Source organism: Stenotrophomonas sp. Ste86 (assembly GCF_024519465.1).
Lineage (GTDB): Bacteria > Pseudomonadota > Gammaproteobacteria > Xanthomonadales > Xanthomonadaceae > Stenotrophomonas.
In genome coordinates this window covers 50327-73591 of sequence record NZ_JALJRW010000013.1, presented here as the reverse complement: position 1 = coordinate 73591, position 23265 = coordinate 50327, and the positions used below count along the sequence as shown (strand labels likewise).

Annotated in this window: 28 protein-coding genes; 17 read left to right on the top strand and 11 right to left on the bottom strand. The window is 67.6% G+C overall.

What is annotated here, in order from left to right; genetic code table 11:
- The first annotated feature begins 40 nt into the window (after positions 1–40).
- From raiA to NR101_RS12915, 11 genes are all read left to right on the top strand, one after another.
- A complete protein-coding gene (gene raiA, locus NR101_RS12965; RefSeq protein WP_256775718.1) occupies positions 41–358 on the top strand; it encodes a ribosome-associated translation inhibitor RaiA in 318 nt (105 codons plus the stop codon).
- 21 nt (positions 359–379) lie between these two features.
- On the top strand, positions 380–832 hold the full coding sequence (locus NR101_RS12960) for a PTS sugar transporter subunit IIA (RefSeq protein ID WP_256775717.1): 453 nt from the start codon (positions 380–382) through the stop codon (positions 830–832).
- Positions 829–1779 carry an HPr(Ser) kinase/phosphatase gene (hprK, locus tag NR101_RS12955; protein WP_256775716.1) on the top strand — a complete coding sequence of 317 codons (951 nt, stop codon included), beginning with the start codon at positions 829–831 and terminating at the stop codon, positions 1777–1779. The genes NR101_RS12960 and hprK overlap by 4 nt, the downstream gene beginning before the upstream one ends.
- Entirely contained in the window at positions 1776–2666 is an 891-nt protein-coding gene (rapZ, locus tag NR101_RS12950; protein ID WP_256775715.1) for an RNase adapter RapZ, read from the top strand. The genes hprK and rapZ overlap by 4 nt, the downstream gene beginning before the upstream one ends.
- A 168-nt stretch (positions 2667–2834) precedes the next feature.
- Positions 2835–3227, top strand: coding sequence for a PTS fructose IIA subunit family protein (locus NR101_RS12945; RefSeq protein ID WP_256775714.1), 393 nt, complete (start codon positions 2835–2837; stop codon positions 3225–3227).
- On the top strand, positions 3220–3489 hold the full coding sequence (locus tag NR101_RS12940; protein ID WP_256775713.1) for an HPr family phosphocarrier protein: 270 nt from the start codon (positions 3220–3222) through the stop codon (positions 3487–3489). Before NR101_RS12945 ends, NR101_RS12940 begins: the two co-directional genes overlap by 8 nt.
- A 59-nt stretch (positions 3490–3548) precedes the next feature.
- Positions 3549–5270, top strand: a complete 1722-nt coding sequence (ptsP, locus tag NR101_RS12935) for a phosphoenolpyruvate--protein phosphotransferase (protein ID WP_256775712.1) — start codon at positions 3549–3551, stop codon at positions 5268–5270.
- A 177-nt stretch (positions 5271–5447) separates the two neighbouring features.
- A complete protein-coding gene (mgtE, locus tag NR101_RS12930; protein WP_256775711.1) occupies positions 5448–6809 on the top strand; it encodes a magnesium transporter in 1362 nt (453 codons plus the stop codon).
- Between the two features lie 13 nt (positions 6810–6822).
- Positions 6823–7089 (top strand): hypothetical protein, encoded by a 267-nt coding sequence (locus tag NR101_RS12925; RefSeq protein ID WP_256775710.1) that lies wholly within the window; start codon positions 6823–6825, stop codon positions 7087–7089.
- Between the two features lie 67 nt (positions 7090–7156).
- The gene (locus NR101_RS12920) at positions 7157–7957 is read left to right on the top strand and encodes a prolyl oligopeptidase family serine peptidase (RefSeq protein WP_256775709.1); all 801 of its coding nucleotides are present in this window, start codon (positions 7157–7159) and stop codon (positions 7955–7957) included.
- Between the two features lie 243 nt (positions 7958–8200).
- Complete coding sequence (locus NR101_RS12915; protein ID WP_256775708.1) at positions 8201–8656, top strand: transposase; 456 nt, start codon at positions 8201–8203, stop codon at positions 8654–8656.
- Positions 8657–8768: 112 nt separating this feature from the next.
- Here the strand turns inward: NR101_RS12915 and NR101_RS12910 are convergent, their stop codons facing one another.
- The 3 genes from NR101_RS12910 to NR101_RS12900 are packed head-to-tail and all read right to left on the bottom strand — an operon-like array spanning position 8769 to position 10792.
- A complete protein-coding gene (locus tag NR101_RS12910; protein ID WP_256775707.1) occupies positions 8769–9719 on the bottom strand; it encodes an aspartate carbamoyltransferase catalytic subunit in 951 nt (316 codons plus the stop codon).
- 16 nt (positions 9720–9735) lie between these two features.
- Positions 9736–10233 carry a Holliday junction resolvase RuvX gene (ruvX, locus tag NR101_RS12905; protein ID WP_256775706.1) on the bottom strand — a complete coding sequence of 166 codons (498 nt, stop codon included), beginning with the start codon at positions 10231–10233 and terminating at the stop codon, positions 9736–9738.
- Positions 10226–10792: a YqgE/AlgH family protein gene (locus NR101_RS12900; RefSeq protein ID WP_256775705.1), complete on the bottom strand. Its 567-nt coding sequence runs from the start codon at positions 10790–10792 to the stop codon at positions 10226–10228. Before NR101_RS12900 ends, ruvX begins: the two co-directional genes overlap by 8 nt.
- Before the next feature lie 108 nt (positions 10793–10900).
- Between NR101_RS12900 and NR101_RS12895 the strand changes: the two genes are divergently transcribed.
- A complete protein-coding gene (locus NR101_RS12895) occupies positions 10901–11449 on the top strand; it encodes a DNA-3-methyladenine glycosylase I (RefSeq protein ID WP_256775756.1) in 549 nt (182 codons plus the stop codon).
- Positions 11450–11512: 63 nt separating this feature from the next.
- On the opposite strand, the gene NR101_RS12890 is transcribed toward NR101_RS12895, so the two are convergent.
- Positions 11513–12220: a YitT family protein gene (locus tag NR101_RS12890; protein ID WP_256775704.1), complete on the bottom strand. Its 708-nt coding sequence runs from the start codon at positions 12218–12220 to the stop codon at positions 11513–11515.
- Between the two features lie 89 nt (positions 12221–12309).
- Positions 12310–12519, bottom strand: coding sequence for a DUF4287 domain-containing protein (locus NR101_RS12885; protein WP_256775703.1), 210 nt, complete (start codon positions 12517–12519; stop codon positions 12310–12312).
- A 170-nt stretch (positions 12520–12689) separates the two neighbouring features.
- Between NR101_RS12885 and NR101_RS12880 the strand changes: the two genes are divergently transcribed.
- Positions 12690–13511: an alpha/beta hydrolase gene (locus NR101_RS12880; RefSeq protein WP_256775702.1), complete on the top strand. Its 822-nt coding sequence runs from the start codon at positions 12690–12692 to the stop codon at positions 13509–13511.
- Positions 13512–13640: 129 nt separating this feature from the next.
- Here NR101_RS12880 and NR101_RS12875 read toward each other — a convergent pair whose 3' ends face one another.
- The 4 genes from NR101_RS12875 to NR101_RS12860 all read right to left on the bottom strand — a co-directional run bounded on the left by NR101_RS12875 (position 13641) and on the right by NR101_RS12860 (position 17761).
- Positions 13641–14624 (bottom strand): aldo/keto reductase, encoded by a 984-nt coding sequence (locus NR101_RS12875; protein ID WP_256775701.1) that lies wholly within the window; start codon positions 14622–14624, stop codon positions 13641–13643.
- A 93-nt stretch (positions 14625–14717) separates the two neighbouring features.
- Entirely contained in the window at positions 14718–15305 is a 588-nt protein-coding gene (locus NR101_RS12870) for a hypothetical protein (RefSeq protein WP_256775700.1), read from the bottom strand.
- A 230-nt stretch (positions 15306–15535) separates the two neighbouring features.
- Entirely contained in the window at positions 15536–16672 is a 1137-nt protein-coding gene (locus NR101_RS12865) for a PilT/PilU family type 4a pilus ATPase (protein WP_256775699.1), read from the bottom strand.
- A gap of 51 nt (positions 16673–16723) precedes the next feature.
- Entirely contained in the window at positions 16724–17761 is a 1038-nt protein-coding gene (locus NR101_RS12860) for a type IV pilus twitching motility protein PilT (protein WP_256775698.1), read from the bottom strand.
- Between the two features lie 86 nt (positions 17762–17847).
- Here NR101_RS12860 and NR101_RS12855 point away from each other — a divergent pair, with 86 nt between their 5' ends.
- Together NR101_RS12855 and proC are read left to right on the top strand one after the other, a co-directional pair.
- Entirely contained in the window at positions 17848–18528 is a 681-nt protein-coding gene (locus NR101_RS12855) for a YggS family pyridoxal phosphate-dependent enzyme (protein WP_256775697.1), read from the top strand.
- A gap of 32 nt (positions 18529–18560) precedes the next feature.
- Positions 18561–19382, top strand: coding sequence for a pyrroline-5-carboxylate reductase (proC, locus tag NR101_RS12850; protein ID WP_256775696.1), 822 nt, complete (start codon positions 18561–18563; stop codon positions 19380–19382).
- Between the two features lie 249 nt (positions 19383–19631).
- Here proC and NR101_RS12845 read toward each other — a convergent pair whose 3' ends face one another.
- Positions 19632–20516 carry a LysR substrate-binding domain-containing protein gene (locus NR101_RS12845; RefSeq protein WP_256775695.1) on the bottom strand — a complete coding sequence of 295 codons (885 nt, stop codon included), beginning with the start codon at positions 20514–20516 and terminating at the stop codon, positions 19632–19634.
- 96 nt (positions 20517–20612) lie between these two features.
- Here NR101_RS12845 and NR101_RS12840 point away from each other — a divergent pair, with 96 nt between their 5' ends.
- Positions 20613–21215 (top strand): short chain dehydrogenase, encoded by a 603-nt coding sequence (locus NR101_RS12840; RefSeq protein WP_256775694.1) that lies wholly within the window; start codon positions 20613–20615, stop codon positions 21213–21215.
- Positions 21216–21354: 139 nt separating this feature from the next.
- Here the strand turns inward: NR101_RS12840 and soxR are convergent, their stop codons facing one another.
- Complete coding sequence (gene soxR, locus NR101_RS12835) at positions 21355–21789, bottom strand: redox-sensitive transcriptional activator SoxR (RefSeq protein WP_256775693.1); 435 nt, start codon at positions 21787–21789, stop codon at positions 21355–21357.
- Positions 21790–21879: 90 nt separating this feature from the next.
- On the opposite strand from soxR, the gene NR101_RS12830 reads away from it, so the two are divergent.
- A complete protein-coding gene (locus NR101_RS12830; protein ID WP_256775692.1) occupies positions 21880–23253 on the top strand; it encodes an MFS transporter in 1374 nt (457 codons plus the stop codon).
- Positions 23254–23265: the final 12 nt, after the last annotated feature.

The window sequence follows — 23265 nt, the reverse complement described above, 5'->3', positions numbered from 1 at the left end:
GGGAAGGTTCATTGGCACATCCGAACAAAGGAGATACCCGATGCGCATCGAGACGTTTGGCAAAGACGTGGAAGTCACCCCGGCCCTGCAGGAATACGTGGAAACCAAGTTGCAGCGCCTGGGCAAGCACTTCGACCAGCACTGCGAGGTTCGGGTGACCCTTGAGCTGCGCAAGAACGAGCATCACGCCGATGCCAGTGCCAACGTTCCCGGCCAGACCCTGCACGCCGAGGCCGGCGGCCAGACCATGTATGCGGCGATCGACATCCTGGCCGACAAGCTGGACCGCCTTGTGATCAAGCACAAGGAGAAAAAACAGCAGCACGCACCGCTGCCCGTGGGCGACAATGACGACTGACGTCCTCGCGCTTTCCCTGACATGCCTTTGACTGATCTTCTGGCGGCCGTGCGCACGCAAGTGTTGCCGGCCGCCGATCGCGACAGCGTCCTGCTGGCAGCCGCCCGGCTGCTGGCCTGCCGCGAAGCCAATGCCGAGCAGATCTACCAGAACCTGTGCCAGCGCGAGCAGCTGGGCAGCACGGCGATCGGCCATGGCATCGCCATCCCGCACGGCCGCGCGCCGCTGCTTGAACGTCCCCGCGGCGCCCTGCTGCGGCTGGAAGCCCCGGTCGAGTTCGGCGGCGACGAGCCGGTGGACCTGGTGTTCGCCATCGCCGTCCCCGCCCATTACACCCATCAACACCTGATGCTGCTGTCCGAGCTGGCCGAGCTGTTCTCCGAGCCGGCCATCCGCCAGGCGCTGCGCGACGCGCGCGACGGCGAGGCACTGCGCCAGGTCATCGAATTTCCCCCGCCAGCGAGCGCCGCATGAACACCAGCATCACCGCGCGTGAGCTGTTCGAACAGCAGCGCGACCGCCTGGCCCTGCGCTGGGTTGCCGGCAAGCAGGGCGAGCGCCGCGAACTGGAAGCAGGCAACACCGTCTCGCGGCGCCCATCGCTGGCCGGCTACCTCAACGCGATCTACCCCAACAAGGTGCAGATCCTGGGGACCGAGGAACTGTCCTGGCTGGACTCGCTGGACTCGCGCCAGCGCTGGGAGACCATCGAGCGGATCATGCAGTCGCACCCGCTGGCGCTGGTAATCACCCGCAATCAGCCCTGCCCGGAAGACCTGCGCGCGGCCGCCGACGAATCGCAGACGCCGCTGTGGATCTCGCCCAAGCGTGGCCACGAGCTGCTCAACCACCTGTCCTACCACCTGGCGCGCACGCTGGCGCCGCGGGTGATCCTGCATGGCGTGTTCATGGAGATCTACTCCATCGGCGTGCTGATCACCGGCGAAGCGGGCTCGGGCAAGAGCGAGCTGGCGCTGGAGCTGCTCAGCCGCGGCCACCGCCTGGTCGCCGATGACGCCCCCGAGTTCACCCAGATCGCCCCGGACGTGCTCGACGGCACCTGTCCCGAGCTGCTGCAGGACCTGCTGGAAGTGCGCGGCCTGGGCGTGCTCAACGTGCGCGAGATGTTCGGTGATACAGCGGTAAAGAAGAACAAGTACCTTCGGCTGATCGTCCACCTGACCAAGCCCATGACCGAACCCACCCCGCACGGCTACGAGCGCCTGACCGGCGATTCCGGCACCCGCCACGTGCTGGACCTGGACGTGCCGCTGATCACCCTGCCGGTGATGCCCGGCCGCAACCTGTCGGTGCTGACCGAGGCGGCCACCCGGCTGCACATTCTACGTACCAAGGGCATCGACCCCGCGGCGATGTTCATCGCCCGCCACAGCAACCTGCTGGAACGCCGAACGCCATGAATACCCCCGCCTCCGCGCCTGCCGCCGCCACCCTGATCATCGTCAGTGGGCTGTCGGGCTCGGGCAAGACGGTCGCGCTGAAGACCTTGGAAGACCTGGACTACTACTGCTCGGACAACCTGCCGATCAACCTGCTGCCCGACTTCGTGCGCAGCCTGCTGGCCGGTCACGATGCCGACGCTCCACGGCGGCTGGCGGTGGGCATCGACGTGCGTGGGCAGAGCGATCTGAGCCAGCTGTCGCACTGGCGCGAAGAGGCCCAGGCCGCCGGGCTGGATGCGCAGCTGCTGTTCTTCGATGCCACCGACGAAACCCTGCTCAAGCGCTACGCCGATACCCGTCGTCGCCACCCGTTGAGCCAGCTGGGGCTGTCATTGCCCGAGGCGATCGCCCGCGAACGCGAGCTGACCGCGCCGCTGCGCCGTGCCGCCGATGCGGTGATCGACACCACCACGCTCAACGTGCACCAGCTGCGCCGCAAAGTGGTGACCGAGTTCGCCATGACCCATGGCAACAAGCTGTCGCTGCTGTTTGAATCCTTCGCCTACAAGCGTGGCGTGCCGGCCGAAGCGGACTTCGTGTTCGACGTGCGGGTGCTGCCCAACCCGCACTGGGACCCGGCGCTGCGCCCGTTGTCCGGCCGCGATGCCGGCGTGCGCGAACACCTGGACGCGCAGCCGGACGTGCAGCGCTACGCCGCCCAGTTGATCGACTTCCTGGACACCTGGCTGCCACGGCTGGGCAATGACACCCGCAGCTATGTCACCGTCGCCTTCGGCTGCACCGGCGGCAAGCACCGCTCGGTCTACATGGCCGAACGCATGGCCCGGCATGCCCGCGACCAGGGCTGGGCCGAAGTGGCCACCTTCCATCGCGAGCAGGATTGACGGCGGTAGCGGTCACCGGCCGTGGAACACACCTATGTCAGCCGGCCGGCTGCTCCGCGCCCGGATGCGCTTTTTCAAGGGTCGGCGTGCCCACGGCCTCGACCCGGGATACGCCACATGCGGCCCACCCCCTACCCCCAATTCATGTTGACCTGTTAACGTTCGAAGATGACCTGTGGCATTCTCCTCGTAACTCATCCTGGCGTTGGCACCTCCCTGCTGGAGGTGGCGACCCGGCTGCTGCGGCACCTGCCGCTGAAGACCGACGCTTTCGAAGTGCCGTTCGACGCAGACCTGGACGTCCTGTTACCGCTCGCCTCGGCCGCTTTGCGCCGGGTGGACAGCGGCCAGGGCGTGCTGATCCTGACCGACCTGTACGGCGCCAGCCCCAGCAATCTGGCCGGGCAACTGGCTCGTCTGGGCACCCCGGTTCGCCGGGTTTCGGCGCTTAGCCTGCCGATGTTGTTGCGGGTGATGAATTATCCGGAACAGGGACTGGATCAACTGCCTGCCACAGCCGCGGCAGGCACTCGCAATGGAGCGATTGTCGACGATGCTTGAACGTGAACTCACCGTATCCAACCGCCTGGGCCTGCACGCCCGCGCCACTGCAAAGCTGGTGCAGGAGCTGGCGCCTTTCCGCTGCAATGTGACCATGGCCGCCAAGGGCCGCGAGATCAACGCCAAGAGCATCATGGGCGTGATGCTGCTGGCCGCCGGCCAGGGCACCCCGGTCACCGTGCGCATCGACGGCGAGGATGAAGCCGCCGCGATGGAGGCGGTGGTGGGACTGTTCGAACGGCGTTTCGACGAGGACAGCTGAGCATGGGGGGGCAGCCGCGACCGGGATCCTCCGCACCGGCCCGGACCGCGTCCGGGGCGATGCTGTTGTCCGGCCACGGTGCCTCGCGCGGCAACGCCCTGGGCCGCGCCCGGGTGCGCCTGCCGCATGCGCTGGAAGTGGCCGAACAGCGGATTCCGCCGGGCAAGATCGAGGCTGAGCTGGAGCGTCTGCACGTGGCCGTGGAAGCGGCCCGCGGCGAAATGCACGACCTGCGCCAACGCCTGCATGGCGCGCTCAATCAGGAAGTCGGCGAATTCCTCGACCTGCACGCGCTGCTGCTGGATGACCCCGAGCTGCTGTTTGGCCTGGACGAGCTGATCCGCAGCGGTCCCTACAGCGCCGGCTATGCGCTGCGCGTGCAGCGCGACCGCCTGGCCAAGGTCTTCGATGGCATGGACGATGCCTACCTGAAGAGCCGCATGGACGACCTGGACCATGTGATCGGGCGCATCCACGCCTTCCTGCAGAAGCGCCCGCCGGACGTCAAAGGGATGGCCGGGGAAATCCTGGTCTGCGACAACATCGCCCCCTCCGAGCTGGCCCAGCTGCAGGCCCACGGCGTGGTCGGCATCGTCACCGCCGGCGGCAGCGCGCTCTCGCACAGTGCGATCCTGGCGCGCAGCCTGCACCTGCCCCTGATCGTCAACGTACCCAACGTGCTGCAGAAGGTCGCCGACGGCGACGTGCTGATCATCGATGGCAGCGACGGTACCGTCACCATCAACCCGCAGGCGCCCGACCTGCGCGACTACCGCCTGCGACTGCGTGAGCATGCGCGCGAGCAGCGCGAACTGGGCCGGCTGCGGACCAAGCCGACCCGCACCCGCGACAACGTCGACATCGCCCTGCTGGCCAATGCCGAATCCAGCGAGGACGTCACCCAGGCGCATGCGCTGGGCGCGCACGGACTGGGCCTGTACCGCACCGAATTCCTGTTCCTGCAGCGCAACGAACTGCCCGACGAGCAGGAGCAGTTCGAAACCTACCGCGATGCCGCGCTTGGCATGAGCGGGCGGCCGGTCACCATCCGCACCCTGGACCTGGGCGCGGACAAGGCCGACCGCACCGGGCTGACCCTGAGCAACGAAGAGAACCCGGCGCTGGGCCTGCGCGGCGTGCGCCTGTCGTTGGCGCGGCCCAAGGTCGCCGACACCCAGCTGCGCGCGATCCTGCGCGCGTCGGCCTACGGCAAGCTGCGCATCCTGATCCCCATGGTGAGCACCCGCGAGGAAATCCTGGCGGTGCGCCGGCGCCTGCACAAGCAGGCCGCGCTGCTGCGCACCGAAGGCTACGAGGTGGCCGAACACATCCCGTTCGGCGCGATGATCGAAGTGCCCGCCGCGGCGATCGCGCTGGAGAGCTTCATCGACCTGGTCGACTTCCTGTCCATCGGCACCAACGACCTGGTGCAGTACCTGCTGGCCGCCGACCGCAACAACGAAGCGGTCGGTGAGCTGTACTCGCCGCTGCATCCGGCGGTGGTGCGGCTGCTGGCGCATATCCTGCGCACCGGCCAGGCCTACGACATCCCGGTGGCGGTGTGCGGGGAGATCGCCGGCGACCCGCTGATGACGCCGCTGCTGCTGGCGCTGGGCTTGACCGAGTTCAGCCTGCACCCGGGCACGCTGCTGGAAGTGCGCCGCGCGATCCGCGACAGCGACCTGTCGGTGTTGCAGGCGATGGCACCGAAGCTGCTGCAGGCACGCGACCGACGCGGGATTGAACGCTGGATCGAGAAGGCGGGCCTGGCCACGGCATGACCGGTGGTGCCGGCCGGCGGCCGGCACCACCGTCGCCGAGTGCGTGCGTCCACACGCGCATCGCCGCCTGCGCACCTACCCGATTGACACACAAGCACGCGATAATGACGCGGTGACCACCGCACATGCCGCATCCTGTTCCGGATAGCGGCCTTTTCTTTTCCGCAGGAGCTGCCCATGGCCGAAGCCGTACGCCACGACAAGACGGCACGCCAACTGCGGCTGTTGTCCGATGCACTGGACAGCGGGCGACTGGGTCCGGTGCGCCGGCTGGTCAACACGCTGGCGCCGGCCGAGATCGGCAACCTGCTCGAATCGCTGCCGCCGGGCAAGCGCGAGGTGGTGTGGGGCCTGGTCGATCCGGAAGACGACGGCGAGGTGCTGGTCCACGTCGGCGAGGAAGTGCGCGAAAGCCTGCTGGCCGACATGGACCCGGACGAAATCATCGCCGCGGTCGAAGACCTGGACATCGATGACCTTGCCGACCTGGTCGAAGATCTGCCCGATACGGTCATTGATGAAGTGCTCAAGTCGATGGACCGCGAGAACCGCGAGCGGCTTGAGCAGGTGCTGTCCTATCCCGAGGACAGCGCCGGCCGCCTGATGAACCCGGACGTGGTGACCGTGCGCGCCGACGTCAACGTGGACGTGGTGCTGCGCTACCTGCGCCTGCGCGGCGAACTGCCCGACCACACCGATCACCTGTTCGTGGTCAGCCGCCGTCACCAATACCTGGGCCGGCTATCGCTGGCCGCACTGGTGACCCACGAGGACAACACCCCGATCAACCGGCTGATCGATGACGAACAACCGGCGATCGACGTGGGCGAGAACGCCGATGAAGTGGCCCGGCAGTTCTCCGACCATGACTGGGTGTCCGCGCCAGTGGTGGACGACAACAACATCCTGCTCGGCCGCATCACCATCGATGACGTGGTCGACATCATCCGTTCGCAGGCCGAGCACCAGGCGCTGGGCGCCGCCGGCCTGGACGAAGAAGAAGATCTGTTCTCGCCGATCAAGCGCGCCGTACGCGGCCGCGTGGTCTGGCTGGGCATCAACCTGTGCACCGCGTTCCTGGCCGCCAGCGTGATCGGCCAGTTCGAGCTGACCCTGCAGAAGGTGGTCGCCCTGGCCGTGCTGATGCCGATCGTGGCCGGCGTCGGCGGCAACGCAGCGGTGCAGGTGCTGACCCTGATGGTGCGCGGCATCGCGCTGGGCCAGGTCGGCCCGAGCAATGCACGCATCCTGCTGTGGAAGGAATCGCGCGTGGCGCTGATCAACGGCACGTTGATCGGCACGGTGGTGGGCATCATCGCTTATGTGTGGTTCCACAGTTTCCTGCTGTCGCTGGTGATCGCCATGGCGCTGGTCATCAACTTCTGCGCGGCCGCCCTGGCCGGCGTGCTGCTGCCGCTGATGCTCAAGCGCATGAACGTCGACCCGGCCGTGGCCGGTACCGTGGTGGTCACCGCGGTCACCGACGTCATGGGCTTCTTCAGCTTCCTCGGCCTGGCCACCCTGATCCTGCTGCATTGATTCCGGACCCCGCATGGCCCTGACCCTCGACAACTATTTCCAACCCGGCTGGCGCGATGCCCGCTACACCTGCCCTGCCTGCGAGTGGCAGGGCAGCGCGCGTCAGATGCCCATGGAACTGCACGAAGACGAGGCGCAGTTCGACTGCCCGCACTGCGAGAATCCGATCCTGCTGGTGGTCCACCCCAGCCTGGCACAGGTGCAGGCCGCCGCCGCCGACGGGCATCCCGAGGCGATCGAGCAGATGGAGATCCTGGCCGCCGCGCCGCGCCCGGACTGATGCACTGCAAGATGCCCCCCGCCGCCAGGGCGCCTAGACTGAAAACGATTTCAATCAGGGCACGACAATGGCGCGACGTTGGGGTGGGTGGCTGCTGTGTGCGGTGGCGATGATGGTCATGAGCGGTTGCGCGAGCGTCCCGGAGACAGCACGCGGCCACTTCGTCGCGCGCGCGGTCAAGGTCGAGGGGCGCACGGCGCACTACCAGGTGTTCGTGCCGCGTGCGGCGGCGGCCGATGCCGGCCCCTTGCCGGTGGTGCTGTTCCTGCACGGCTCCGGCGAGCGTGGCCGCGACGGCCGGCGCCAGACCAAGGCCGGCCTCGGCCCATACCTGCACCGGCACGCTGACCGCTTCCCTGCCCTGGTCGTGTTGCCGCAGGCACCCGCTGGCGAAGAATGGTCGGGGGCCAACAACCGGATGGCATTGGCGGCCCTGGATGCCGCCCTTGCCGAGTTCGGTGCCGACCCGCAGCGCCAGTACCTGACCGGCATGTCGATGGGCGGCTACGGCAGCTGGAACATCGCCTTGGACAATCCGCAGCGTTTTGCCGCCATCGTGCCGGTCTGCGGCGCCGTGCTGGCCCCGCGCGCGGTGCGCCCCACCCTGTTCGTGGAGGACGTGGCCCATGAAGCCGATCCGTACGCGGCCATCGCCAAGCGCCTCAAACACGTGCCGATCTGGATGTTCCATGGCGCGCTGGATGACGTGGTGCCGCCGGAGGACGACCGCCGATTGAAGGCCGCATTCGCCGAGGCGGGCGCCGACGATGTGCGCTACACCGAGTATCCGGACGGCAACCACAATGCCTGGGATGCCACCTATGCCGATGCGGCGATGTGGGCGTGGCTGTTCGCGCAGCGCCGCTGATCGCGCCGGGTAGTGCCGGCCGCTGGCCGGCTCCCGATAAACCCACAATCCCCGGGTAGTGCCGGCCGCTGGCCGGCTCCCGATAAACCCACAATCCCCAGGTAGTGCCGGCCGCTGGCCGGCTCCCCATGCCGTTGGATTCATGCAGAGCCGGCCAGCGGCCGGCACTACCGGGGCTCTTCCCCACACGTGCCTTGGTATTCGACCGGCATCGTGAAGCTGTGGGATCGCTGAAGATGCGTCATGAGCTCCTCCCGACTACGCGCAGGCCGCTGTTCGCTTCCCGGCCAGAGCTACGTCTTGACGATGGTCTGCGACAACCGCCGCCGCTGGTTCGCAGACCCCCGCGCAGCAGCCATTGCCATCACCCACCTGCAGGAGATCGATCAGCGCGGCTATGCGCGGTCGTTGGCCTGGGTGGTGATGCCGGACCATGTGCATTGGCTGTTGGAGTTGGACGCAAAACCACTGAGCGATGTAGCACGCCGCTTCAAATCATCGAGTGCGTTGGCACTCAACCGCATGCGCGGCCGTGGCGGCGCGGTGTGGCAGGCGGGGTATCACGATCACGCGGTGCGCTCTGAAGATTCCCTGCATCGGCATGCCATGTACATCCTCGGCAATCCGGTTCGCGCAGGCTTGTCCGAACAGATCGGGAACTATCCATACACATGGAGCATCTGGCCCCATGACCGGTAGTGCCGGCCGCTGGCCGGCTCATCACGAGGGTGAGGTTCATGCGGAGCCGGCCAGCGGCCGGCACTACCCGGTTTGCTGTGGAGCCGGCCAGCGGCCGGCACCGCCAGGCTGGTCAGCCCAGCAGGGTTTCCAGCACCGCCATGCGGACGGCGACGCCGTTGGCCACCTGGCGCAGCACCCACGATTGCGGGCCATCGGCCACTTCGTCGGTGACTTCCACGCCGCGGTTGATCGGGCCGGGGTGCAGCACGGCCGCATCGGTGCCGGCGCGCTTGAGGCGCGCGGCATCCAGGCCGTACTGTGCGTGGTACTGCTCGATCGAGGGCACCAGGCCTTCTTCCATGCGCTCGCGCTGCAGACGCAGCATCATCAACGCATCGGCGCCTTCGAGCAGGGCGTCGAAGTCCTGGCCAACGATGCAGCCCTTGAGGGTGTCATCGTCGGGCAGCAGTGACTGCGGGCCGCAGACGCGGATTTCGCCCACGCCCAGCGTGCGCAGCGCATGCAGGTCGGTGCGGGCCACGCGCGAATGCTTCACGTCGCCGACGATCAGCACCTTCATCTTCGAGAAATCGCTGCCCTTGGCCTGGCGCAGGGTGAGCATGTCCAGCAGGCCCTGGGTAGGGTGCGCGCTGCGGCCGTCGCCGGCATTGATCAGCGCGGTGCCTTCGCCGGCGGCGGACGCCAGTTCGGCCACGGCGCCATCGTCGGGGTGGCGCACGACGAAGCCACGCACGCCCATCGCTTCCAGGTTCTTCAGCGTGTCGCAGGCGGTTTCGCCCTTGCGCGTGGACGAGGTGGACGCATCGAAGTTGAGCACGTCCGCACCCAGCCGCTGCGCGGCCAGCTGGAACGAGCTGCGGGTGCGCGTGGAGGGTTCGAAGAACAGCGTGCACACCGCCGACCCGCCCAGCACATGGCGCTTGTTGCCCACCCGGCCAACCGCCGCATCGCGGATCTGACCGGCGCGGTCGAGCAGCTGCAACAGGGTTTGACGGGGCAGACCTTCCAGGGTCAGCAGGTGGCGCAGGCGTCCATCGGAATCGAGTTGCGAGGCGGTCATGGGCAGGGTCTGGGGCTCAGGAAACGGGGGTGGCGTCGTCGGGGCTGGACAGCCAGCGTTCGATGATCACCGCGGCGGCCACCGCATCCAGGGTGGCGGCGTCGCGGCGACGCTTGCGGCCTTCGGCGCGCTCGACCGCGAACCGGCGGGCCGCCTCGACCGAGCTGGAGCGCTCGTCGACCAGCACCACCGGCAGCTTGAAACGTTCCCGCAGCTGGCGGGCAAAGCCCTGCGCGCGCTTGCGGTTGGGCTGGTCCTGGCCGTCCAGGGTCAGCGGATCGCCGACCACCAGACCATCAGGCCGCCATTCCTTGATCAGGCGTTCGACCGCGGCCCAGTCCGGTCCGTTGCCGTGCACGTCGATCACCGCGATCGCCCGCGCATGGGTGCCGAACGAACTGCCGATCGCGACACCGATCCGGCGTGAGCCGACATCGAAGCCGAGCACCGTGCCGTCGCGACGGATGCCCGGTGGCGTGCCGGCAGACGCCGCTGGCGCGGTCGGTTCAGACATGGCCGCTGTAATCGGTAAGGCGGAACAGGTCCACGCCGATCCGCGACGCCGCGCCTTGCCAGCGCTGGTCCAGCGGCGTGCTGAACAGGAGATCGGTATCGGCCGGCACAGTCAACCAGCTGTTCTCGGACAGCTCGCTTTCCAGCTGGCCTTCGCTCCAGCCGGCGCAGCCGAGGGTGACCAGCGCATTGCGTGGCCCTTCGCCGCGCGCCATCGCTTCGAGGATGTCGCGCGAGGTGGTCAGGAACACGCCCTGTCCCACGGCCAGGCTGGAATCCCAGCCGCGTGCATCGTCATGCAGCACGAAGCCGCGCTCGGGATGCACCGGGCCGCCATTGAGTACGACCTGCCCGCGCAGGGCGCTGTCGTCGGTGTCGATATCCATCTGCGCCAGCACTTCGCCCAGCGTGTACTCGGAAGGCTGGTTGACCAGCACCCCCATCGCACCGTTGTCGTCGTGCTGGCAGATCAGCGCGACACTGCGCGCGAAGGTGGGATCGGTCAGCGACGGCAGCGCGACCAGCAGGTGATGGGCGAGGGAGGTGGAAAGCTCGGACATGGGGGCCATTCTAGCCGCTGGCCGCGATGTGCGCTTTCGCGCTGACATAATGCAGGCCTGCGCGTGCCCCGGCCTGCGCGGTTGACCCGCTATTCCAAGGAGCTGCACGTGTCCGGCTACTGCCTCATCGCCCCCGGCCATCCCGTCCACGGCCACTACCACGACCACGAGTACGGCTTCCCGCAACGCGAGGAGCGCGAGCTGTTCGAGCGCCTGCTGCTGGAAATCAACCAGGCAGGGCTCAGCTGGGAGACCATCCTGAAGAAGCGCGAGGGCTTCCGCGCAGCCTACGACGGCTTCCACGTGGACACGGTGGCCGCGTATGGCGAACGCGACATCGAGCGCCTGCTGGGCGATGCGCGGATCATCCGCAACCGGCTCAAGGTGCATGCAGCAGTCCACAACGCGCAGGTGATCCAGCAGTTGCGGGCCAGCCATGGCAGCTTCGCGGCGTGGCTGGACGCGCACCACCCGCAGGACAAGGCGGGGTGGGTGAAGCTGTTCAAGAAGACCTTCCGCTTCACCGGCGGTGAGATCACCGGCGAGTTCCTGATGAGCCTGGGCTACCTGCCCGGCGCGCACAGCCCGGACTGCCCGGTGTACGCGCGGCTGCAGAAACTGCGTGCCGACCCGCGGCCCGCGTCGGCCGGTCGGTAGACGGCTACCGTTGGTGTTGACCGTGGCGGGGATCGCGCACCGACAGCGGTCGGCACCTACCGGTTAGACGCCCATGTACCGGCCCGGCCGGTGGTTGAACATCAGCACCAGGCTGAGCACCACCGCGCCGATGGCCGAGTACATCACCTGGGACGGGGACAGCACGAAGAAAGCCACGCACATCAGCAGCGTGTCGAAGGACATCTGCACCTTGCCTGCGCTCCAGCCACGGGTGCGCTGCAGGTACACCGCGAGGATGCCGATGCCGCCGAGGCTGGCGCGGTGGCGGATGTAGAACAGGATGCCCAGCCCGGCCAGCGCGCCGCCCACCAGCGCCGAGTACAGCGGGGCGATGTGGGCAAAGTCGGCCCAGCGCGGCAGCAGGTCGGTGAGCACGCCGCAGGCGGTGACCGCGGCAAAGGTCTTCAGGGTGAACTCCCAGCCCATCCGGCGCACGGCCACCCAGTAGAACGGCAGATTGACCAGCACGAACACCAGGCCGAAATTCCAGCCGAAGGCGTAGTGGGCCAGGAACGCCAGCCCGGCCATGCCGCCGATCATCAGCCCACCCTTGGCGAAGATGGCCAGCCCCAGCGAGGCCACCAGCGTGGCCAGGACCATGCCCTGCACGTCCTCGGCCACCGAATGGCGCAGCGCTGTTTCGTCGGCGACGGTACCGGCACTGTCCGGCGGCGGGGTCAGCGGGCCGGCGGTGACCAGATGGCCGTCAGCGTCGTCGCACGGCGCGGGGCCATGGGAATCAAGGGACATGGGGGTGGGGGGTGAACGTGGGGAGCGGTATTAGACACGATCGGCGTGACAGTTGCAGGTGAACGCGATTCAGCCGCCCCTCTGCGGGGTCAGCCGCTCTTGAGATGGTGCGCCACCAGCGCATTGGCATGCCCATGGCCGAGCCCGTGCTCGGTCTTGAGGAAGGCCACCAGTTCCATGTGCCTGCCCCCGCCCTGGGCTACCAGCAGCGCCAGCCAGTGCCCGACCGGCTGGCCGTAGGTCTTCTCGATGGACGGGAAATACGACGCCGGGCCATTGACCTTGGGGGTATCGCGCATGACGTTGCCTCGCTGGGGGGGTGCGACCGCGCCGGAATGGACGGTTCTGCTCCTACGACGCACCAGGGCGGGGGAAATCGACATCGGTCTTTCATGCCGGCTGAACGCGCTGCTGCGCAGCATGCCAAGGCACTTCCCGCCCCGCCCTTCCCTCCCCCGGAGTCCGCGTCATGCCTTTTGTCACCACGCCCGACAAGACCGAGATTTTTTACAAAGACTGGGGCCACGGCCAGCCCATCGTGTTCCACCATGGCTGGCCGCTCAGCGCCGACGACTGGGATACCCAACTGCAGTTCTTCCTGTTGCAGGGCTATCGGGTGATCGCCCATGACCGGCGCGGCCACGGCCGTTCCTCGCAGACCAGCGGGGGCCATGACATGGACACCTACGTGGCCGACGTCAACGCGCTGGTCGACCACCTGGACCTGCGCGATGCGGTCCATATCGGCCACTCCACCGGCGGTGGCGAGGTGGCCCATTACGTGGCCCAGGCCAAACCCGGCCGCGTGGCCAAGGCGGTGCTGGTCGGTGCGGTGCCGCCGATCATGATCAAGAGCGCGGCCAATCCCGGCGGCACGCCCAAGGACGTGTTCGACGGCTTCCGCGCGCAACTGCTCGCCGGCCGCGCCAATTTCTACCGCGAGGTGCCCATTCCCTTCTACGGCTTCAATCGCGAGGGTGCGCCGGTGCAGCAGGGCGTGGTCGACAACTGGTGGCGGCAGGGCATGGCGGGCGCGATCAACGCGCACTACGACTGCATCCAGGCGTTTTCAGAAACCGACTTCACCGAGGACCTGAAGAAGATCGACGTGCCGGTGCTGGTGCTGCACGGCGACGACGATCAGATCGTGCCGATCGCCGACTCGGCCGAGCTGTCGATCACGCTGCTGAAACACGGCACGTTGAAGGTCTACAAGGGCTACCCGCATGGCATGTGCACGACGCACGCGGACGTGATCAATGCGGACCTGTTGGCGTTCATCCGGGGCTGAGGAGGCGTGCCGACCCATGGTCGGTACCTACCGGGATGTCCGGTGCGTGGCGTGATGACCGACGGTCGCTACGCCGCGCACCGGTAACGCACGACCATTGGTCCTGCGTCCGGGCAGACGGATGCCAGCTCAGCGTGCGACCAGCTTCTGTCGCGCGGCGTTGTAGCGGTCACCGACGATGGCGATGCTGTCCAGCGCATCGCCAATCTGCTGCAGGTCGGCGGCATCGAGCTGCAGCGATACCGCGCCCAGGTTTTCCGCCAGGCGATGCAGTTGGGTAGTGCCGGGAATCGGCACGATCCACGGCTTGCGCGACAGCAGCCAGGCCAGGGCGACCTGTGCGGGCGTGGCGCCCTTGGCCGTGGCAATGGCACTGATGCGGTCGACCAGGACCTGGTTGGCCTGGCGCGCATCAGCGGCAAAACGCGGCACGCTGTTGCGGAAGTCATCGGCGGCGAACTGCGTATCGACGTTGATCGCGCCAGTCAAGAAACCCTTGCCGAGCGGACTGAACGGGACGAAGCCGATCCCGAGTTCCTCCAACACCGGCAGCACGCTCTGCTCGGGTTCGCGCCACCACAACGAGTACTCGCTCTGGAGTGCGGCCACCGGCTGCACCGCATGCGCGCGACGGATGCTGTCCACGCCGGCTTCGGACAAACCGAAGTGCTTCACCTTGCCCTCGGCGATCAGATCCCGGACCGTGCCGGCGACGTCTTCCATCGGTACATTGGGATCGACCCGGTGCTGGTAGAACAGATCGATGCGGTCGGTCTTCAACCGCGACAGGCTGGCCTCGGCCACCGCGCGGATACGCTCGGGACGACTGTCCAGGCCGGCATCGGCATGCCCGTCCTTGAACCCGAACTTGGTGGCGATCACCAGCTGGTCGCGGTACGGCGCCAGCGCCTGGCCAAGCAGTTCCTCGTTGCGGAACGGGCCATAGACCTCGGCGGTATCGAAGAAGGTGACGCCCTGTTCGACCGCCGCGTGCAGCAGCGCGGTGGCCGCGCGGGTTTCGGTGGCCGGGCCGTAGCCGAAGCTCAGGCCCATGCAGCCCAGGCCGAGCGCTGAAACGCGCAGGCCGCTGTTGCCCAGTTCTCGTGATTGCATGGGAGTTCTCCTGCGGCCGTCAGGCGCGCGGTGGATGGCCTGCCACCATACAGACCTCCCGGAGCGGGATTGAAGGCGTCCAGGTGCAGTCGGTCATGAACCCAGATCATCAATCCAAGTCAGCGTGCCTTGCGGCAGGTTGATGCTTACTTCGCCCAGGATGATCACCGCCAGGAGCATCAACAACAACATGCCGCCTGCCAGGAGGATCAGGACGTGCCAGATCGTCAGGCGGTCCAGTCGCGTGCTGTCGATGCGCTCGTCGCGATGGTACTGGCGCAGTAGCGCGTTGACCGGCAACAACGGAACGAAGCTCAGGAACGCCAGCAGGGAGGCGGCGTTGTCCAGCCGGCCGACCAGGTTGAGGACCAGGAACACAATGCCCAGCAGCGCCACTGGAAAGGCCAGTTCGCGGCGGCGGCCGCGCACCAGATCGGCGAGCTGGGCAAAGCAGGAGAAGCACCAGAGCGGGCAGAACACTGCACGTGCCCACGGCCACAGGTCTTGGCCGCTTTCGCGCTGGATGGCCTGCCAGTTACGCCAGAACCAGTACATCGTGTACAGGCCGAACGTCGCCAACGACATCGCGGCAAGCTTGAACGTGCCGGGAGCGAAGTACATGGGCTTGTCGGTCGCCTGCAGCAGCCCCGCACGCTGGTCCGGCGGCAGGGGCGCCGACATCGGCTGACCAGCCGAGGGTAACGTCTGGCGCGGCGGGCTGTAGGGGTTGTGCATGTCCATATGCAGTCTTGCCTGGCAGGTTGTGGGCCGGCGGCCGCCGGTACCGCGCCCCCGATCGGGGGGCGGCGCGACTATGCCAGCGAAGAATTACGTCCGCCAGCGGGTGGGCATGCGTCGGCCACGGGCAGGATCGCGCGCCTGCCGCTGGCCGTGGGAACGCGGCCGAGGCCTCAGCGCATTTCGGAGATCTCCACCCCGTCCAGGCCCTGCGACAACGTGCGCGCATCCCCGCCCTGGGACAGCTTGATGCGCAGGCGCACTTCGTTCTGCGAGTCGGCGTAACGCAGGGCGTCCTCGTAGCTGATCTCGCCGGCCTGGTACAGCTCGAACAGGCTCTGGTCGAAGGTACGCATGCCCAGCTGCACCGACTCCTTCATCACTTCCTTGAGCTTGTGGATTTCGCCATCGCGAATGTAGTCCTGCACCAGCGGCGTGCCGAGCATGATCTCCATCGCGACCTTGCGCGACTTGCCATCCGGCGAGGGCACCAGCTGCTGGGCGACCACGCCCTTGAGGTTCAGCGACAGATCCATCAACAGCTGGTTGCGGCGGTCTTCGGGGAAGAAGTTGATGATGCGGTCCATCGCCTGGTTGGCGTTGTTGGCGTGCAGCGTGCACAGCACCAGGTGACCGGTTTCGGCAAACGCGATGGCGTGGTCCATGCCCTCGCGGGTACGCACTTCGCCGATCATGATCACGTCCGGTGCCTGGCGCAGGGTGTTCTTCAGCGCCGCTTCCCAGCTGTCGGTATCGATGCCCACTTCACGCTGGGTGATGATGCAGCCTTCGTGCTTGTGCACGAATTCGATCGGGTCCTCGATGGTGATGATGTGCCCGGTCGAGTTGTGGTTGCGGTAGCCGATCATTGCCGCCAGCGAGGTGGATTTACCGGTACCGGTAGCGCCCACGAACAGGATGATGCCGCGCTTGGTCATCGCCAGCGTCTTGATGATCGGCGGCAGGTTCAGCTCTTCAACCGTAGGGATGCGCGTTTCGATCCGGCGCAGCACCATGCCGACCTGATTGCGCTGGTAGAAGCAGCTCACACGGAAGCGACCGACACCGGACAGGCCGATGGCGAAGTTGCATTCGTGGGTCTTTTCGAACTCTTCGCGCTGCGCCGGCGTCATCACGTTGAGCACCATGTCGCGGCTCTGCTGCGGCGTCAGCGGGGTCTGGGTGATCGGCGAGATCTTGCCGTTGACCTTGATCGCCGGCGGCATGCCCGCGGTGATGAACAGGTCCGACGCCTTCTGGTGCGCCATCAGTTTGAGGAACGAGGTGAAGTCGATGGTGGTGGTGCTCATCGCGGTGTACTCCGAAGGTTTCCAGGAGCCGGCCAGCGGCCGGCACTACCACTATTCGAAAATCCGCTTGTCCTTGGCGTACTCGCGCGCCTGGTTGCGGGTGATCAGGCTGCGCTTGACCAGGTCCTGCAGGTGCTGGTCCAGGGTCATCATGCCCATCTGCTGGCCGGTCTGGATCGCGGAGTACATCTGCGCCACCTTGTCCTCGCGGATGAGGTTGCGGATGGCCGGGGTGCCCACCATGATTTCCCACGCGGCGGTACGCCCGCCACCGACCTTCTTCAACAGGGCCTGGGAGATCACCGCGCGCAGCGACTCGGACAGCATCGAGCGCACCATCGGCTTTTCGCCGGCGGGGAACACGTCGATGATGCGGTCGATGGTCTTGGCCGCCGAACTGGTGTGCAGCGTGCCGAACACCAGGTGGCCGGTTTCCGCGGCGGTCAACGCCAGGCGGATGGTTTCCAGATCGCGCAATTCGCCGACCAGGATGATGTCGGGATCTTCACGCAGGGCCGAGCGCAGCGCTTCGTTGAAGCCGTGCGTGTCGCGATGCACTTCGCGCTGGTTGATCAGGCACTTCTGCGAGGTGTGCACGAATTCGATCGGATCCTCGACGGTGAGGATGTGGCCGTATTCGTTCTTGTTGATGTAGTCGATCATCGCCGCCAGCGTGGTCGACTTGCCCGAACCGGTCGGGCCGGTGACCAGGATCAGGCCCTGCGGCTGGTCGATCAGCTCGCGGAAAATCGGCGGCGTGTTCAGGTCTTCCAGCGTCAGCACTTCGGACGGAATGGTGCGGAATACCGCACCGGCGCCACGATTCTGGTTGAAGGCGTTGACGCGGAAACGTGCCAGCGACGGAATCTCGAACGAGAAGTCGACCTCGAGGAATTCCTCGTAATCGCGACGCTGCTTGTCCGACATGATGTCGTAGACCAGCGCGTGTACCTGCTTGTGGTCCAATGCCGGAATATTGATGCGACGGACATCGCCGTCGACGCGGATCATCGGCGGCAGGCCTGCCGACAGATGAAGATCCGACGCTTTGTTCTTTACGGAAAACGCCAACAGTTCGGCGATATCCATGCGCTGCTACTCCCCATGACTGCTGCGACTGGAAGGTTCTTTCCCCGGGCGGCAGTATAGCGTTCCTGATCTACCGGAAAACGCCCGTGTCCGCGCTGCCCCTGCCGACGATTTTGCTGAACCTGCACAACGCAGCCGCCGCCGCCGGACGGCCAGACCCTGCCCTGCTGGCCGTGTCCAAGACCCAACCGGCCGAGGCGGTGGCGGCATTGGCCGCCCAGGGCCAGCGCGCGTTCGGCGAGAACTACGTGCAGGAAGCGCTGGGCAAAATCGAGGCGCTGGCCGCAGCGGGCCTGGAATGGCACCTGATCGGCCACCTGCAGTCGAACAAGGCCGAGCTGGCCGCCCGGCACTTCGACTGGGTGCAGAGCGTGGACCGGCCCAAACTGGTGACGGCACTGGCTACGCATCGACCCGCCGCCCTCACCCCGCTGAACGTGCTGATCCAGGTCAACATCGACGATGAGGACAGCAAGCACGGCTGCGATCCCGAGGCGGTGCCGGCGTTGGCGGCAGCGATCAGCGCCGCGCCACAGCTGCGGTTGCGTGGGCTCATGGCCATCCCCGCGCCGTGGCCCGATGCCGCACGCCGCCAGCAGGCCTTCGAGCGCATGCGCGACCTGTTCCGGTCGCTGTCGGCGACGTATCCGCAGGTGGATACGCTGTCGATGGGCATGAGTGGGGATTATCCCGACGCGATCGCCCATGGCGCGACCATGGTGCGGATCGGCACCGCCCTGTTCGGCACGCGCCCGCGCGCGGCCTGATGCTTCATCAACCCCATTCCCAAGGAGATCGCATGAGCGCTTCCCCGCTTACTTTCATCGGCGGCGGCAACATGGCCCGCAGCCTGATCGCCGGGCTGATCCGACAAGGCGTGGCGCCGGCGCAGATCCATGTCGCCGAGCCCGTCACCGGGCTTCGCGAACAGCTCACCGCCGACTTCGGCGTGAAGACTTACGCCAGCGCCACGGAGGCCGCCGCCCAAGGCACGGTGTGGGTGCTGGCGGTGAAACCGCAGGTGCTGCGCGATGTGTGCGCCGCGCTGTCGGACCTGGCGCGTGCGAAGCAGCCGCTGGTGCTGTCGATTGCCGCAGGCATCACCAGCGCGCAGCTGGAACGCTGGCTGGGCGGCAACTCGGCAGTGGTGCGGGCGATGCCCAACACGCCGGCCCTGCTCGGCGCCGGGGTGACCGGCCTGTACGCCACCGCCGGCGTCAGCGTCGCCCAGCGCGCGCAGGCCGACATGGTGCTGGCCAGCGCGGGGCGCACGGTGTGGATCGACGATGAGGCGCGCATGGACGCGGTGACCGCGGTGTCCGGCAGCGGCCCGGCCTATGTGTTCCTGCTTGCCGAAGCGATGGAAGCGGCCGCCGTGGCCCAGGGACTGCCGGCCGATGCGGCGCGCACGCTGGTGGTGCAGACCCTGCTCGGCGCCAGCCGCATGCTGGACGAATCCGGCGAGGCCCCCACCGAACTGCGCCGCCGCGTGACCTCGCCCAACGGCACCACCCAGGCGGCGATCGAGAGCTTCCAGGGCGATGACTTCGAAGCGATCGTGGCACGCGCGATCGACGCCGCCACCCGGCGCGGGCAAGCGTTGTCGGCGGCGAACGACTGAGCCACCGGTAGAGCCACCCCATGGGTGGCTGGCGCGGTGCCGGAACGAAAAGCAGCCACGCATGGCGTGGCTCTACCTGGAGGCCCCTGACCGGGGTAGAGCCACCCCATGGGTGGCTGGCGCGGTGCCGGAACGAAAAGCAGCCACGCTTGGCGTGGCTCTACCTGGCCGCCCCCGGACCGGGGTAGAGCCACCCCATGGGTGGCTGGCGCGGTGCCGGAACGAAGCGCAGCCACGCATGGCGTGGCTCTACCGTGGCGGGACGTTGGCCAGCAGGAAATCCACGAAGCTGGACAGCTTCGGTCTTGGCCGGCGATCAGGCAGGTACACCAGATGCAGCGGGCGCGGCTCGGGCAGGTAGTCGGCCAGCACCGGTTGCAGGCGCCCGGCGGCGATGTCCTCGGCAAGCAACACTGCCGGTTGCAGGATCAATCCCGCACCGGCCAGGGCGGCGCGGCGCAGGCCGTCGCCGTCGTTGCAGAGCAGGCGCGACTGCGCCGACCAGTCCTGCTCGGGATGCCCGCGCAGGCGCCAACCATGGCCACCACGCCAGGCCAGGTGGGTCAGGCAATCATGATCGCGCAGGTCCGCCGGGTGCTGCGGAATGCCCTTGCGCTGCAGGTAGGACGGCGCCGCGCAGATCTGCATGGCATACGGCGGTAACGGTCGCGCCACCCATTCGGCCGAGCCGATCTGGCCCATGCGCACCACCGCATCGAACTGTTCGTCGATCAGGTCCACGCGCCGGTTGCTCAAGTCCAGCTCCACGGTCACCTGCGGATAGGCGGCCAGGTACTGCGCCACCAGCGGGGCCAGCACGCAGCTGCCCCAGGTGACCGGTGCGCTGATCCGCAGCACGCCCTGCGGCTGCGCCTGCAGCCCTTCGACGCTGGCCTCGGCCTGCTGCACCTGTTCCAGCACGGTGCGGCAGCCGGCCAGATAGTTGCGGCCGGCATCGGTGAGGCTTTGGCGGCGGGTGTTCCGCTGCAGCAGGCGCACGCCGAGGTGGGCTTCCAGCTGCTGGATGTACTTGCCGACCATCACCGAGGACACCGCCATGTGCGCGGCGGCGGCAGTGAAGCTGCCGTGTTCGACCACGGCGACAAAGGCCTGCATGCAGCGCAAGGTATCCATTGGTAACCACGGGTTTGCAATCTACAAAGCATACGCCCGTTACCTAACCGGCGATCCAGGCGCAGACTGCCTGCACACCTTTCGGAAGCCCCTCTCATGAAGATCCTTCTCGTTGGCGCCAGCGGCACCCTTGGCCAGGCCGTAGCCGCCACGCTCGGCCATCATCACCAGCTGATCCGCGCCGGCCGTCACGGCGGCGATGCGCAGGTCGACCTGACCGACGATGCCAGCGTGCAGGCGCTGTTCCAGCAGGTAGGGAACGTCGATGCGGTGATCGCCACCACCGGACGCCTGCATTTCGGCCCGCTGGCCGGGATGAGCCCGACGCAGTTCAACCTGGGCCTGCAGGACAAGCTGCTCGGCCAGGTCCGGCTGAGCCTGGTCGCCCAGCACCATCTGAACCCGGGCGGTTCAATCACCCTCACCAGTGGCATCGTCAGCGCGCAGCCGATCCGCGACGGCGCCAATGCCACCTCGGTCAATGCGGCGCTGGAGGGTTTCGTGCGCGGCGCGGCCTGCGAACTGCTGCCGCGTGGGCTGCGCATCAACGTGGTCAGCCCGAACGTGCTGGTCGAATCAATGGACGATTACGGCGCCTACTTCCCCGGCTTCGAACCGGTGACCGCCCATCGCGCGTCGCTGGCCTACCAGCGCAGCGTGGAAGGCGTGCAGAGCGGGCAGGTGTTCACCGTGTGGTGAGGGCGGTGCCGGCCAGCGGCCGGCACTACCTCCCACATGCCGGGTACCTCGATGCCCTGCCATACCGGGACCGGTAGTGCCGGCCGCTGGCCGGCTCCTGACGACGGAGGGCACTACGAGAGCCGGCCAGCGGCCGGCACTACTCCCAGCGGCGGGGGCCGTCGCCCTGATCGCCCAGTGCGTCCTCGGGATTGGTCAGGCGACAGCGCTTCAACGACAGGCAGCCGCAGCCGATGCAATCGGTGAGCTGGTCGCGCAGCAGCAGCAGTTGCGCGATGCGCTGGTCCAGTTCGCTGCGCCACAGCGCCGACATCCGGGCCCACTCGGCCTTGGTCGGGGTCTTGTTCTCCGGCAGCGCCGCAAACGCGGTCGCCACCGCCTCCAACGGCATGCCAACGCGCTGGGCGACGCGAATCACCGCCAGCCGGCGCAACACGTCGCGCGCGAAACGGCGCTGGTTGCCGGCCGTGCGCAGGCTGCGGATAAGCCCTTTGCGCTCATAGAAATGCAACGCCGAGACGGCCACGCCGCTCCGTTTGGCCACGTCCCCTACACTCAGTTCCTGCGCGATCACTGCTTGACCTCAACCTTGGTTCAGGTGGCATCCTGCGCGCCGCCGGGATGCACTGCAAGTCCGGTCCTTCCCCCGATGTCTGGAATCCGCATGTCCGTTGATGCCGCACCCCCACCCGTCGCCCTCCCGGCGGTGGAGACCCCGATCCCCTCGATTCTGTCGCCGGCCTATCGCGCCACCACCATCGGCATGGTCGCGCTGGTGTCGCTGCACGGTTTCGAGGCGCTGGCAGTGGCCGCGGCGATGCCAACCGTTGCCCAGGCGCTGGACGGACTGCCGCTGTATGCCCTGGCGTTCGGCGGCACCCTGGCCACCAGCGTGATCGGCATGACCCTGGCCGGGCGCTGGAGCGATCAGCAAGGGCCGGCGCGACCGTTGTGGCTGGGCCTGGCCTGCTTCATCGCCGGCCTGCTGGTGGCCGGGCTGGCCCAGCACATGCCGGTGCTGGTGCTGGGAAGGTTGCTGCAGGGGCTGGGCGCAGGGGCGATCTCGGTGGCGCTGTATGTGCTGGTCGGGCGGACCTTCCCCGAGCCGATGCGGCCGCGCGTGTTCGCCGCGTTTTCAGCCGGCTGGGTGGTGCCCTCGCTGATCGGCCCCGGCATCAGCGGGCTGATCGTGCAGCACCTGGGCTGGCGCTGGGTGTTCCTGATCGTGCCGCTGCTGGCCATTCCCGCCGCCCTGCTGCTGCGCCCTGCCCTGCGCAACCTCGCCCCGGCCGGGGCGGCAAAGGGCAACCGCACGGTGGTGCGCTGGGCGATCGGTGCCTCGGTCGGCGCGCTGCTGCTGTACGTCGGCGGCCAGCAGCGCGGCTGGGCAGCGGTGTCGATGCTGCTGCCAGCGATCGCGTTGCTGGCGTTGTGCAGTTGGAAGCTGCTGCCGGCCGGCACGCTGCGGCTGCGTCGTGGCCTGCCCAGCGTGATCGCACTGCGTGGCATCGCCGCGTCGGCCTTCTTCGGCTGCGAGGCGTTCCTGCCGTTGCTGCTGCAGCGCGAACGCGGGCTGAGTCCCTTGTTTGCAGGGGTGGCGTTGAGCCTGGGCGCGCTGGGCTGGTTCAGCGGGTCGTGGATGCAGGGTCATCAACGCCGCGGCTGGTCGCGCCGCCAACTGCTGACCGGCGGCGCACTGCTGATGAGCGTGGGCATCGTGGTCACCGCGCTGGCCCTGCAACCGGCGGTGCCGCTGTGGTGCGCGCTGGCCGGCTGGAGCATCACCGGGCTGGGCATGGGCATGATCTACCCGAGCCTGTCGGTGCTGACCCTGTCGTTGTCACCGCCCGCGCAGCAGGGCGCCAACACCTCGGCCCTGCAGTTGAGCGAGGCCCTGGCCGTGGCCACCACGCTGGCGGTGTCCGGCTCGCTGTTCGCCCTGTTCCTGCAGGGCAACGTGGTGGTGGGCTACCTGCTGACGTACGTGATCATGCTGATGCTGGCGGTGCTGGGCGTGCTGGTCGCGCGGCGGATCTGATCGCCGACGCGA